Source organism: Hymenobacter ruber (assembly GCF_054783255.1).
Genome location: NZ_BAAGQX010000004.1, coordinates 70,677 through 83,463, shown reverse-complemented (window position 1 = coordinate 83,463; position 12,787 = coordinate 70,677). Strand labels below are relative to the sequence as shown.

The 12,787-nt window shown below is 60.6% G+C and carries 11 protein-coding genes; 3 read left to right on the top strand and 8 right to left on the bottom strand.

All coding sequences use genetic code 11. The features are described from left to right. Window positions 1-8: 8 nt before the first annotated feature. Together zwf and pgl are read left to right on the top strand one after the other, a co-directional pair. Window positions 9-1,526 carry a glucose-6-phosphate dehydrogenase gene (zwf, locus tag ACYVM5_RS10905; RefSeq protein ID WP_460620182.1) on the top strand — a complete coding sequence of 506 codons (1,518 nt, stop codon included), beginning with the start codon at window positions 9-11 and terminating at the stop codon, window positions 1,524-1,526. A gap of 2 nt (window positions 1,527-1,528) precedes the next feature. Continuing rightward, on the top strand, window positions 1,529-2,251 hold the full coding sequence (gene pgl, locus ACYVM5_RS10900; RefSeq protein WP_460618144.1) for a 6-phosphogluconolactonase: 723 nt from the start codon (window positions 1,529-1,531) through the stop codon (window positions 2,249-2,251). Between the two features lie 96 nt (window positions 2,252-2,347). Here the strand turns inward: pgl and ACYVM5_RS10895 are convergent, their stop codons facing one another. The 8 genes from ACYVM5_RS10895 to purH all read right to left on the bottom strand — a co-directional run bounded on the left by ACYVM5_RS10895 (window position 2,348) and on the right by purH (window position 11,420). Then, complete coding sequence (locus ACYVM5_RS10895) at window positions 2,348-3,220, bottom strand: EamA family transporter (RefSeq protein ID WP_460618143.1); 873 nt, start codon at window positions 3,218-3,220, stop codon at window positions 2,348-2,350. Next, window positions 3,220-3,969: a ribose-5-phosphate isomerase A gene (gene rpiA / locus ACYVM5_RS10890; protein ID WP_460618142.1), complete on the bottom strand. Its 750-nt coding sequence runs from the start codon at window positions 3,967-3,969 to the stop codon at window positions 3,220-3,222. The genes ACYVM5_RS10895 and rpiA overlap by 1 nt, the downstream gene beginning before the upstream one ends. Before the next feature lie 83 nt (window positions 3,970-4,052). Next, window positions 4,053-4,769, bottom strand: a complete 717-nt coding sequence (locus tag ACYVM5_RS10885; RefSeq protein ID WP_460618141.1) for an SDR family oxidoreductase — start codon at window positions 4,767-4,769, stop codon at window positions 4,053-4,055. Window positions 4,770-4,926: 157 nt separating this feature from the next. After that, a complete protein-coding gene (mrdA, locus tag ACYVM5_RS10880) occupies window positions 4,927-6,786 on the bottom strand; it encodes a penicillin-binding protein 2 (RefSeq protein WP_460618140.1) in 1,860 nt (619 codons plus the stop codon). Between the two features lie 141 nt (window positions 6,787-6,927). Beyond that, complete coding sequence (locus ACYVM5_RS10875; RefSeq protein WP_460618139.1) at window positions 6,928-7,314, bottom strand: hypothetical protein; 387 nt, start codon at window positions 7,312-7,314, stop codon at window positions 6,928-6,930. Window positions 7,315-7,451: 137 nt separating this feature from the next. Then, the gene (gene mreC, locus ACYVM5_RS10870; protein WP_460618138.1) at window positions 7,452-8,390 is read right to left on the bottom strand and encodes a rod shape-determining protein MreC; all 939 of its coding nucleotides are present in this window, start codon (window positions 8,388-8,390) and stop codon (window positions 7,452-7,454) included. 170 nt (window positions 8,391-8,560) lie between these two features. Beyond that, entirely contained in the window at window positions 8,561-9,586 is a 1,026-nt protein-coding gene (locus ACYVM5_RS10865) for a rod shape-determining protein (protein WP_208177625.1), read from the bottom strand. Between the two features lie 298 nt (window positions 9,587-9,884). Then, window positions 9,885-11,420 (bottom strand): bifunctional phosphoribosylaminoimidazolecarboxamide formyltransferase/inosine monophosphate cyclohydrolase, encoded by a 1,536-nt coding sequence (gene purH / locus ACYVM5_RS10860; protein ID WP_460618137.1) that lies wholly within the window; start codon window positions 11,418-11,420, stop codon window positions 9,885-9,887. A 184-nt stretch (window positions 11,421-11,604) separates the two neighbouring features. Between purH and ACYVM5_RS10855 the strand changes: the two genes are divergently transcribed. After that, window positions 11,605-12,786, top strand: a complete 1,182-nt coding sequence (locus tag ACYVM5_RS10855) for an acyl-CoA dehydrogenase family protein (RefSeq protein WP_460618136.1) — start codon at window positions 11,605-11,607, stop codon at window positions 12,784-12,786. The last annotated feature ends 1 nt before the right edge of the window (window position 12,787 follow it).

The following is a 12,787-nucleotide window of genomic DNA, read 5'->3' as shown; positions in this document are numbered from 1 at the left end:
CAATGGCAATGAATAACAACACCAGCATCAAGCCCACGGTCTTCGTCATTTTCGGCGGTACGGGCGATTTGAACGCCCGCAAGCTCTCGCCGGCGCTGTACAACCTGTTCCTCGACGGCTGGCTGCCCGAGCAGTTTGCCATCATTGGCACGGGCCGCACCAAGCTCACCGACGAAGAATTCCGCACCAACCTGCTGGCCGACCTCAACCAGTTTTCGCGCAGCGGCAAGGCCAAAAAAGACTCTTGGGACAAGTTTGCGCCGCACATTTTCTATCAGGTTTCCGACGTGAAAACGCCGGCCGCCTACGAGGAATTCGGCCAGCGCATTGCCGCCTTCGAGAAGGAATGGAACGCGACGGCCAACGTGATTTACTATTTGGCGGTGGCGCCCGAGTTCTTTCCCATCATCGCCACGGGCATTGCCCAGAGCCACGCCGATGATGACCCCACGCGGGTTCGCATTGTGATTGAAAAGCCGTTTGGGCACGATTTGGAATCGGCCCGGGCGCTGAACAAGCTGCTAGCCCAGCACTTCCAGGAAAGCCAGATTTACCGCATCGACCACTACCTGGGCAAGGAAACGGTGCAGAACATCATGGCCTTCCGCTTCGCCAACGCCATCATGGAGCCGCTCTGGAACCGCAATAGCATCGAGCACGTCCAGATTTCGGTGACCGAGCAGTTGGGCGTGGGCGAGCGCACGGGTTATTACGACGGCTCCGGCGCGCTGCGCGACATGATTCAGAACCACCTGCTGCAGCTGCTGTGCCTGGTGGCCATGGAGCCGCCCGTGAATTTCACGGCCGACGAAGTGCGCAACCGCAAGGTGGACGTGCTGCGCGCCATGCGCCGCTTCACGCCCGAGGAAGTGCGCGAGTCGGCGGTGCGCGGGCAGTACGGCGCGGGCTGGATTGAAGGCAAGGAAGTGCCCGGTTACCGCGAGGAGAAGGACGGCAACCCCACGTCCAACACCGAAACCTTCGCGGCCGTGAAATTTTTCGTGGACAACTGGCGCTGGCAGGGCGTGCCGTTCTACGTGCGCACCGGCAAGCGCTTGCACCGCTCGGCGTCCATCATCAGCATCCAGTTCAAGGACGTGCCACACGTCATTTTTCCGCCCGAAACGGGCGAGAGCTGGCAGCAGAACCGACTCGTTATCAGCATTCAGCCTGAGATGAGCATTCGCCTGCAAGTGCAGGCCAAGCGCCCCGGCCTCGACATGATGCTGAACACCGTGGACATGGTGTTCGACTACCAGGGCACGTACTCGGCCGAAGCACCCGAGGCCTACGAAACCCTGCTACTCGACACCATGCTCGGCGACCAAACCCTGTTCATGCGCGGCGACCAAGTGGAGGAAGCCTGGGATTTGGTGATGCCCATTCTCAACGCCTGGCAGGGCCGCGCCAGCCTGAATTTCCCCAACTATTCGGCCGATTCGTGGGGCCCGGAAGTAGCCGAGGCCCTCATTGCCCGCGACGGTTTCCACTGGTTCACGCTGCCCCTCAACGGCAAGAAGAAATAGCCATGCCCCAGCACGTTTTCGCTTCTGTAGAGGAGGTTTTGCACAGTCTGGCCGACTTTTTTGTGGAGAAAGCCACGCAGGCCGTGGCGGCGCGGGGCCGGTTTTCGGTGGCGCTATCGGGCGGCAGCTCGCCTAGGAAATTGTACGAGCTGCTAGCTTCGCCCGCCTATCGTGAGCAAGTGCCGTGGGCCGATACTTTTTTTTTCTTCGGCGATGAGCGCAACGTGCCGCCCACTGATGCGCAGAGCAACTACCTCATGGCTAAAACGGCCCTGCTGGCCCCGCTAAACATCGCCGACAGCCATGTTTTTGCCGTGAATACCCTGCTGCCGCCTGCCGAGGCGGCGCAGGCGTACACCCAAACAATCAACAGCTTTTTCGGTGACGAAACCGCGCAGTTTGATTTGGTGCTGCTGGGTTTGGGCGACAATTCCCATACGGCTTCGCTATTCCCGCACACGCCTGTGCTGCATGCCACTACGGCCGATGTGCAAGCCGTTTTCGTGGCTGAGGTTGATGCCTACCGCATCACACTTACGGCTCCGCTTATCAACCAGGCCCGCGCCGTGGCATTTTTAGTTTTCGGGGCCGATAAGGCGGCGGCTGTGCAGCGGGTGTTGCTGGGCGAGCAGGATATTGAAGAATATCCCGCGCAACTCATCGCCCCAGCTGCGGGGGAAGCAGACTGGTTTATGGATGAAGCAGCGGCAAAGGAGTTGCAGTAGTGCACACGTAGCGCGGACTTTGTAGTCCGCGAGTTGATTGGTTGACTCGCGGACTACAAAGTCCGCGCTACGTGTGTGTGTGTGTGTGTGGGTGTGCTAGTCTCCCACCATAGCCGGCGCGTCGCGGCGGGCCGTGAGCGTGGCCCCCACGCTGGCTACTACAATGAAGCCCACAGCCAGCCACTGGCCGAACAGCAGCCGCTCGCCCAGCAGCAGCCAACCGGATATAGCTGCCGCTACCGGTTCCAGACTCATCAGAATACTGAACGTGCGCGTGGGCAAGGAGCGCAATGCCTGCATTTCCAGCGAAAACGGCAGTACGCTGGAAAACAGCGCCAATAGCCCGCCCAGCAGCAGCAGGTGCGGCGTGAGCCCCAGCAAGCTGCCACTGGCCACCCCAAAAGGCAGCACCGGCAAGGCCGCAAACAGCATCCCGATGGCCACCGCCTGCTGGCCCGGCAGCACGGCGGCCGTGCGCTGGCCCAGCACGATGTACACGGCCCAGCACCCACCGGCCGCCAGCGCAAAGGCCAGTCCCAGCAAATCAACTCCGTGCCCATGCCACGGCGCAATCAGCGCGATGCCGGCAGCGGCCAGCAGCGCCCACACGGCATCGCCCCAGCGCCGCGAGCCCACCAGCGCCAGCCCCAGCGGCCCCACAAATTCCAGTGTGACGGCCAGCCCGAGCGGAATACGGGCCAGCGCGCAGTAAAACAGGAAATTCATGAGGCCCAATGCCAGGCCGTAGGGCACCACCGCCCGCCACTGCGCCGCCCGTAGCTGCCCCAGCTTGGGACGCACCACCAGGAGCAATATCAGCGCTGACAGCCCAATGCGCATACTGGTAGTCCCGGCCGCACCCAGCAATGGGAACAAGCCTTTGGCAATGGCCGCCCCGCCCTGCACGCTCACAATAGAAAGCAGTACGGCGGGCACCGCCGGGAGCGTAAATCGGCCGGAATCAGGCATTAGGGAAGAGTCGAAAATGCAGCGGTGGGTACCGCCACTTGGCTTGGGCGCAGCACGTGTACTTCGCCACTTTGTACGATAATGGCGGCCCGCGCCAAGCCCAGAAACAGGCCGTGTTCCACTAAGCCGGGAATGGTTTTCAGCTCCCGGGCCAACTCAGTCGGGTTCTCAATTTTCTCGAAATGGCAGTCCAGTAGCAGGTTGCCCTGGTCGGATTGGGCCAGTTCGGCAGGGTTCAGCTTATCTACGCGCACCACCGGCGCACCGCCCAGGGCCGCTACGGCGTCCATCACCCAGGGCAGGGCGAAGGGTACCACTTCCAACGGCAGCGGAAACCGGCCCAGCTGCGCCACGGCCTTCGACGAATCGGCCACGATGAGCAGGTAATCCGAAGCCGTAGCAATAACTTTTTCGCGCAGCAAAGCCCCTCCCCCACCTTTGATGAGTTGCAGCTGTGGGTCGAGCTCGTCGGCCCCGTCCACGGTCAGGTCGAAGCGCAGGCCGCGCCGGGGCTCCAGCATCGGGATGCCCACGCGGCGCGCCAATTCGTCGCTGGCCCGCGACGTGGCCGTGGCCTGAATACGCAAGCCCTCCTCGCGCACCCGCTGGCCGAGCAGCTCAATGAATGGCGCGGCCGTGCTTCCGGTGCCCAGCCCCACCACCATGCCATCGCGCACCCAACCGGCGGCGGTGGCGGCAACGAGTTGTTTTTCCTGAGCGAGCTGCAACTGAATTTCGGGGCTTGACATGGGATTCGGAGCGTTTAATTACAATGAAAAACGCCCTCACAGCATTGCTGCGAGGGCGCTTCGCCAACAATTCAAGGCCCGAATTACGGGTTTGTCGACCACATGCCGGCCTCCTTAATAAAAATGCGGCGGTTCAGCTTCAGTTGCGCCACCATGAACTCGGCCAAATCCTCGGGCTGCATCACCTTCTCGGGGTTGCCGTCGGTGAGCTTGTTTTCGAGGGCCAGCGGCGTGGCTACGGTGCTGGGCGTGAGGGCCGACACGCGGATATTGTGCTTGCGCACCTCCTGCATCAGCGCCTCAGTGAGACCCAGCACGGCAAACTTGGAGGCGCTGTAGGCGCTGCTGCCAGCAGCAGCCCGCTGCCCCGAAGTCGACGAAATATTGATAATATCGCCGGTCTGGCGCGCAATCATCACCGGCAGCACGGCGCGGGTCACGTAGTACGTGCCCAGCACGTTCACCTGAATGATGTGCTCCCACTGCTCGGGCTCCATCTCCAGAAACTTGGCAAACGTGCCAATGCCGGCGTTGTTAATGAGGATGTCAATCGGGCCCAGCTCCTGGTGGATTTTGGCCACGGCAATGTTCACGGCGGTGCGGTCGGCTACATCGGCCACGGCCGTAACCACAGTACCACCGGCGGCAATAATCTCAGCCGCCACGGCTTGCAGGTCGCTTTCGGTGCGGGCCAGCAGGCCCACATGCACGCCTTCGGCGGCTAGCGCCAGGGCCACCGAACGGCCAATGCCTTTGCCCGCGCCCGTAACGAGGGCAACTTTTCCTTGCAGGGATTCCATATGTGTTGAAACGTTGGTTGGGGAGGTGCTACAACCCGGAAAGTGGACGTAATGTTGAAAGAACGGTGTAGAGACGCATAATTGCGCCTCGGCGTTGAACGGCAATGTCCCCGAACGGGGTGCACGACCAGACGCAATTCTGCGTCTTTACACCGAATTACATCCCGTGCAGGTGCTTGGTGAAGTCACCGTACATCACCCAATCTTCCCAACGCTTGCGGTGCGGGGCCACTTTACCGCGCAGGTATTTCTCAATCATCAAGCCCGCGGCCGGTGCCGCGCTGGTGCCCCCGAAGCCGCTGTTTTCGATAAATACCGCGATGGCGATTTTGGGGTCCTGCACCGGGGCGAAGGCGGCGAAAGTGGCGTGGTCGAAGCCGTGGGGGTTTTGCACGGTACCGGTTTTGCCGGCCATCGTGATGCCGTATTGCGAGAGCGAAGCCAGGTTACCGGTGCCGCCGTTGCCGTCCACCACCATCTCCATGCCGGGAATGATGTACTTGAACAACGTCGTATCCACGGCCGTGTAGTGCTTCTGCTGGAATTCCGGCAGCGGGCCGCCGTTGCCGATGCCGCGCACGAAATGCGGCGTGTAGTACCAGCCCCGGTTGGCAATGGTGGCCAGCACGTTAGCCATTTGCAGGCCCGTAATGCCGATTTCGCCCTGCCCGATGCTGAGCGAGTACACGTTGCGGAAGCTCCAGCGGTGCTGGCGGTTTTCCTTCTTATTGAAGAACTTGTGGTCGTAGAATTCCGGCGACGGAATCAGGCCGCGCTTTTCCTGGCTCATGTCCACGCCCAGCTTTTCGCCTAAGCCAAAGGATTTCACCATCTTCTGCCACTGCGCCAGGCCAATGTGGGCATCGTCGTACTTATTCGGAGCCTGCCCGCGCTGCACCACCGCCCGCAACACTTGGTAGAAATAAGGATTACAACTGTTCTTGATGGCAATGCTCACGTTGCCGGGGTATTCGTGGCGGTGGGTGCAGCGCACCAACTTCTGGTTACATTCGAAGCCGGTGCTGGGCTGCACCACCCCCAACTGCAAGGCTACCAGCTCATTCACCAACTTAAAAACCGAGCCGGGCGGGTACGTCGCCATCAGCGGACGGTCGAACAGCGGCCGGTCGGGGTTGTTCAGCAGCGCCATGTAGCGGTTGCCCGAACCCTTACCCGTGAGCAGCTTGGGGTCGTAGTGCGGAGCCGACACGAAGGCCAGAATCTCGCCCGTCTTGGGGTCGATGGCCACAATGGAGCCACGCCGGCCGGCCAGCAATTGCTCGCCGTAGGCCTGCAACTCCGCATCAATGCTCAGGTGCAAGTCCTGCCCGGCCACCGACAGCGTATCGAACTCCCCGCCCCGAAACTTGCCTTTCTCGATGCCGCGCACGTTCACCATCTTGTACTGCACACCGCGCCGGCCCATCAGCGTTTGCTCGTAGTAGGACTCCAGCCCCGAAATCCCCACATTTTCGCCCGGCTGATACTTGGCATACTTGGGTTTTTCCAGAAAAGCCGGCGTGATGGCACCTACGTAGCCTAAGGCGTGGGCCAGGTTGGGTGTGCGGTAGGCTCGCGCCATGCGCGTCTGGGTGCGAAAGCCCGGAAAGTCGCCTAGCTTATCCAGAATAATGGCCAAATCGGCCGTCGTCAGGTTTTGCAGGATGGGCGAGGCCTTCACGCGCGAGTACTTCTTGGCCGTTACCAGACTTGCGCGCAGGTCCTCCAGCGGAATTTGCAGCAGTTCGGCGAGGCGAAGCGTGTCGAGCTGCTTTACTTCGCGGGGCACCACCATCAGGTCGTACACCGGCGTATTTTGCACCAGCGGCACGTTTTTACGGTCGTATATCAGGCCGCGGTACGGCGTCTGCACTAGGCGCTGCAAGGTGTTTTTGTCGGCGGCCAGCTTGTACGTTCCGTCCAGCACCTGCATAAAAAACAGGCGGGTGAGGAAGATGAGCGCCACCACCAGAAAGATGCCCTGCACTACGTACTTACGGCCTTCGAGGTACTGCATTTTATATTCGAGTAACTTTTAAAACGGTCATGCTGAGCGCAGTCGAAGCATCTCTACCGCTTCGTTGCAGAAGCAATTGATTTACTCTCACGGCAGAGATGCTTCGACTGCGCTCAGCATGACCGTTTTATAATTCTATAATTAACTCCTGCCTCTTCTTACCGGGAAGAACAATAACTGCACAATCAACAGCGAAAGGCCGGTAAAGAGTGCGCTCACCAGCATTTTTCCTAGTGTGGTGCCGAAGTGCCGGAAGCTGCCCAGCTCCAGCAGGAAAAAGGCGGCGTGGTGCAGCAGCACCAGCAGCGTCAGGTACACGCCAAACCACTGCCAGCCCATCTGGTGCACGTTCACCGAGTCGGCGCTGTCGTAGCCGTCGCGCGGGGTGAGCAGGCGCAGCACCCACGGCCGCAGGAAGCCCAGCAGCACCGCTGCCGCCGCGTGCAGCCCGCCGGTATCATAAAAAATATCCATGGTAAGGCCCATGCCAAAAGCCAGCAGCAGCTGCACCACAATGGGGGTGGCCAAAGGCAAGAACAGCAGGAAGCCCAGGTAGAAGAAGCACCAACCCAAGTCGAACAACACTAGCCGGCTTATGAGCATGATGTGCACGCCTGCATACAGCAGAAAGCGCAGCGTTTGTACAAAAATGAACCGCAGGCCGTTCATGGTCGCGCCCCTCCTTTCGGCAAGATGCCCGTGTGGGTTTCCACGGTATCGCGCTCGGGCTTGTTGCGGTTGGTCACGATGTAGACATAGGTCAGGTTGGCAAAATTGACGCCCAGTTTCACCCGGATGGTCCAGAAATTCTTATCCGGCTCCTTCACGAAGGACTCGATGGTGCCAATGAAAATGCCCTCTGGAAATACCGAGTTGTAGCTCGACGTCACCACCGTGTCGCCTTTCACCAGCTTGGTTTCCCGTAGCACGTTGTCCAGCAGCGCATGGGTCGGGGCGTCGCCCTGCCACTTGATGGTGCCAAACGTGCCATCGCGCTTGATTTTGGAGGCAATGCGGGTTTGGGAGTGCAGCAGGCTGGTCACGGTGGCGTAATGCTCGCTCACCACTTTCACGCGGCCTACTACGCCGCCGGCGGCTATTACGCCCTTGCCGGGCACCACGCCATCGGCGCTGCCCACGTTTAGCGTGAGGTAGTTGTCCACATTATGCAGCATGTTGTTGATAACTCGGGCCGGAATAAGTGGATAACTCGGGTCGCGGGCCGCCACGAGCTGCTGCCCGAGCAATAAGGTATCGGGCTTGGTGGCCGGCCGCTGGTAGCGCACGCGCTTCAGCGAATCGGTGCGGGCCGGCGGCAGCGCCACCGAATCGGCCTCGCGCCGCACCGAATCGGCGGGATACAGCTGCTGGCGGAGCGCGGCGTTCTCGGCAGCCAACTGCTGGTTCATTTCGGCCAGATGGAAGTAATCCAGAATCTGGGTGCGGCGGGCCAGCACCGTGCCCGCGTAGGTATTCGCCGAATTAAAAAACGCCGCCCGCTGATACGAATTACTGGTAATAAATAAATACAGACTTATTATTTCCAATAAGCCAAATACCAGCGCCCCGCGAAAGCGAAATAGGAAAAGAAATAAATTCCGCACGGGGTTACACCGAGTTAATTAATTGGCAATTGAACGACTAGCAAAAGAACGTCATGCTGAGCGTAATCGAAGCATCTCTACTGCGAAGAGTAATCCAATCGAAAGGGATTAATTACGCGGTAGAGATGCTTCGACTACACTCAGCATGACGTTCAATTACTATCCTATAATTACGTCAGCAGCACACCTTTAAATGCCTGAATATCCTTGATAGCCTTGCCGGTACCACGCACCACGGCGCGCAACGGGTCTTCAGCGATGTGAATCGGCAGCTTGGTTTTGGCGGCCAAACGCTTGTCCAAACCGCGCAGCAACGCTCCGCCGCCGGTGAGGTGAATACCGTTTTCGTAAATATCGGCCGACAATTCGGGCGGCGAAATTTCGAGGGCTTTCAATACGGCTTCTTCAATTTTCGCCACCGATTTATCGAGGGCAATGGCGATTTCCGAGAAGGTCACTTTAATAACTTTCGGAATGCCCGTCATCAGGTCGCGGCCGCGCACTTCGTGGTCGGGCGGCGGCACGTCGAGTTCGGTAAGGGCCGCGCCCACTTCAATTTTGATACGCTCGGCCGACCGTTCGCCGATGAGCAGGTTGTGCTGGCGGCGCATGTAGTCGAGGATGTCCTGGTTGAACACGTCGCCGGCCGTTTTAATCGACTGGTCGCACACAATGCCCGACAGCGCGATGACTGCGATTTCCGTCGTGCCACCACCGATGTCGATAATCATCGAGCCTACGGGCTGCTCTACATCGATGCCGATGCCGATGGCAGCGGCCATGGGCTCCTGAATCATCCAGACTTCCTTGGCTCCGGCGTGCTCGGCGGAGTCCCGCACAGCGCGTTTTTCTACTTCGGTGATGCCCGAAGGGATGCAGATAACCATGCGGTGCGAGGGCTGAAACAGCCGGTTCCGCGTGTCAATCATCTTAATCATGCCCTTAATCATTTCCTCGGCGGCGTGGAAATCGGCAATTACGCCATCCTTCAGCGGGCGGATGGTGCGGATGTTATCGTGCGTTTTTTCGTGCATCTGCTGGGCCTGGCGGCCCACGGCGATGACTTTATTGGTGGTGCGGTCTTTGGCGATGATGCTCGGCTCGTCCACCACGATTTTATCGTTGTGAATGATGAGCGTATTGGCCGTACCCAGGTCGATGGCGATGTCGCTGGTCAGGAAATTAAAGAAACCCATTGAGTTAGCTGCAATAAGGCGGAGCCCGGGTATAGGGTCGGGCAGAATAATGCGCAAAGGTACGGAAGGTTTGCGCGGGCTTTGTGCACGGAGTTATGGCATTTGTGGAAAAGGTCAGCCCGGTCATTGCGGGCGGAGCGCAGCGCAACGTAGCAATCCAGTTTCCAATTGTGCTAACCTTGAATTGTGATAAATTTTCCTCAGAGCGCAAAAAGCCCCGGCAACGTTGCGGTCGCCGGGGCCTTTTGCTAATGCAGTAGGGTGCCGGGCTTGCCCCGCACCCTACTGCAATCCAATCTTAGTGCTTGAAGTGCCGCACACCAGTCAGCACCATAGCCATGCCCAACTCGTCGCAGGCCTTCACGGTGTCGGCGTCCTTGATGGAGCCGCCGGGCTGCACCACGGCGCGGATGCCGGCCGCGCCGGCAATTTCCACGCAGTCGGGGAAGGGGAAGAAGGCATCCGAAGCCATTACGGCCCCGTGCAGGTCGAAACCGAAGGTGCGGGCTTTCTCAATGGCCTGACGCAGGGCATCGACGCGGCTGGTCTGGCCCACGCCGGAGGCCAGCAGCTGGCCGGCGCGGGCCAGCACGATGGTGTTGCTCTTGGTGTGCTTGCAGATTTTGCCAGCGAAAACCAGGGCAGCCGTTTCCTCTTCGGTGGGAGCTGATTGGGTCACGGTGCGGAAATCTTCGGCGGTTTCCGTCTGGCGGTCAGCGTCCTGCTCGATGATGCCGTTGAGCAGGGTTTTGATTTGCTTCTTCGGAAACTCTACCGGCTTTTGCAGCAGCAGAATGCGGTTTTTCTTGCTCTGGAGCACGGGCAGCGCATCGGCGGCGAAGCTAGGGGCAATCAGCACTTCAAAGAACAGCTGATTGAGCTCGGCGGCGGTGGCCGCGTCCACTTCCTTGTTCACAATGATGACGCCACCGAAAGCAGAAGTCGGGTCACAGCTCAGGGCGTTTACGTAGGCCTCATGCAGGGTGGCGGCCTGGGCTACACCGCAGGCATTGGTGTGCTTGAGGATGGCGCAGGCCGGCTCGCCGTCGGTGAATTCGGCCATGAGGGCCACGGCGGCATCCACATCTACCAGGTTATTGTAGCTGAGCTGCTTGCCGTGGAGCTGGTCGAATAGCGCCGTCAGGTCGCCGTAAAACGTGCCGGCCTGGTGGGGGTTTTCGCCGTAGCGCAGCGGCGTGGCGGGCTGGGCGCTGAGGCGCAGGGCTGTGCCGGCCACAGCCGTGCCCTGGCTCATGTACTGGAAAATCTCGGTGTCGTAGTGCGAGGTGGTGGCGAAGGCGGCGGCGGCGTAGTGGCGACGGTCTTCGAGGTCGGTAGCGCCGTTTTTGGCGGTGAGCAGCTCGGTCACGGCCGCGTACTGGTCGCGGCTGCTGATAACGAGCACGTCGCGGAAGTTTTTAGCGGCGGCGCGCAGCAGGGAAATGCCGCCGATGTCAATTTTTTCGATGATGTCCTGTTCCTCGGCGCCGCTGGCTACGGTTTCTTCGAATGGATACAGGTCAACCACCACCAAATCGATGGGCGGAATGGCGTGGTGCTCGGCTTCGGCGAGGTCGCCTACGTCGTGGCGACGGTGCAGAATGCCGCCGAACACCTTGGGGTGCAGCGTTTTGACGCGGCCGCCGAATACTTCGGGAAAACCGGTGAGGTCTTCCACGGCGGTTACTTCGGCTCCTTCATCTTCGAGGAATTTCTGGGTGCCACCGGTGGAATACAGCGTGACGCCGTGCTGGCGCAAAACCTGCACCAGCGGAGCCAGTCGGCCTTTGTGATACACGGAAAGCAACGCGGCGCGAATGGGACGGGACGACATAAAACGGGCGAAAAAGCTGGGCACAATTGCCGCCACGAAGGTACGCCCGGGCTCAGCCCGCAGCCCGCCGGCTGTGTTACCGAATTGTTACCACCACGCCGGGCGGCAACCAAATCAGCCCCGCCCGAACACTGCGCCGCTTTGGGAAGTATAGCAAGCTCCGCTGCTTTTTCCATCCTCGCATATGCCCACCTCCGTTGCTCCTTTGCCCGCTACCGAATCCGAAATTGTTGAAACCGCTAACCCGTTGATAACGCCTGCCGAAGCTGAAAAGGCCGCCGCGCAGCTGGCCTCGCGCCTGTTTGCCCAAGCCGCTGCTACCGATGTAGAGGGCGGTTTTCCCACCCAGGAATTTGGCTGGCTGCATGCGGCCGGACTGCTCACGGCGGTGCTGCCAGCGGCCCTCGGCGGGGCTGGGCTTCACACACCAGCGGCCACGCTGCCCTTACTGCGGGTGTTGCAGCATATTGGACGCGGTAATTTGGCCGTGGGCCGCGTGTACGAAGGCCACGCAAATGCGCTGCTGCTTATTCAGCAATTGGCTTCAGCTGAACAGGTGGCCCGCTACGCCGCCGACGCCCGCGCCGGGCACTTATTTGGCGTTTGGAACACCGAAAACCCGGCCGATGGGGTGCACCTGGAGGCCTTGCCCAACGGCCGCTACCGCCTGCGCGGAGCCAAAACGTTTGCCTCCGGTGCCGGGCATCTGGCGCGGCCACTCATCACCGGGGCGCTGCCCGATGGGCAGGGCTGGCAGCTGTTTGTGCTGCCGGCCGATGCGCAGCCGCCCGCGCTGGACCGCTCCTTCTGGCAACCGTTGGGGATGCGGGCCACGGCCAGCTTCCGGGCCGATTTGACCGGGCTGGAAATCGGCCCGGAGGACCTCATCGGCCCGCCCGATGCCTACTACCGCCAGCCGGCATTCAGCGGCGGGGCCATCCGGTTTGCCGCCGTGCAGCTGGGCGGGGCCGAAGCCGTTTTTGACGAAACCGTGAGTTTCCTGCGCGGCCTGGGCCGCACCGACGACCCTTACCAGCGCCAGCGCCTCGGCGAAATGGCCATTTTGCTGGAAAGCGGCCGCCAGTGGCTGCGCGGGGCCGCTGAAAACGCCGGCCGCCCCAATGCGGCTACTGCGGAAGGTGCCGAGGCCACCGTGGCCTATGCTAACATGACGCGTACTGCCATCGAAACCATTAGCCTGGATATGCTGCGCCTGGCCGAGCGCTGCGTAGGTGCGCGTGGCCTGCTGCGCCCCCAGCCGTTCGAGCGCCTGCACCGTGACCTCACCCACTACCTGCGCCAGCCCGCGCCCGATGGCGCGCTGGCCGATGTGGGCCGTTTCGTGCTCGAAGGCAAGACGTTTTAGT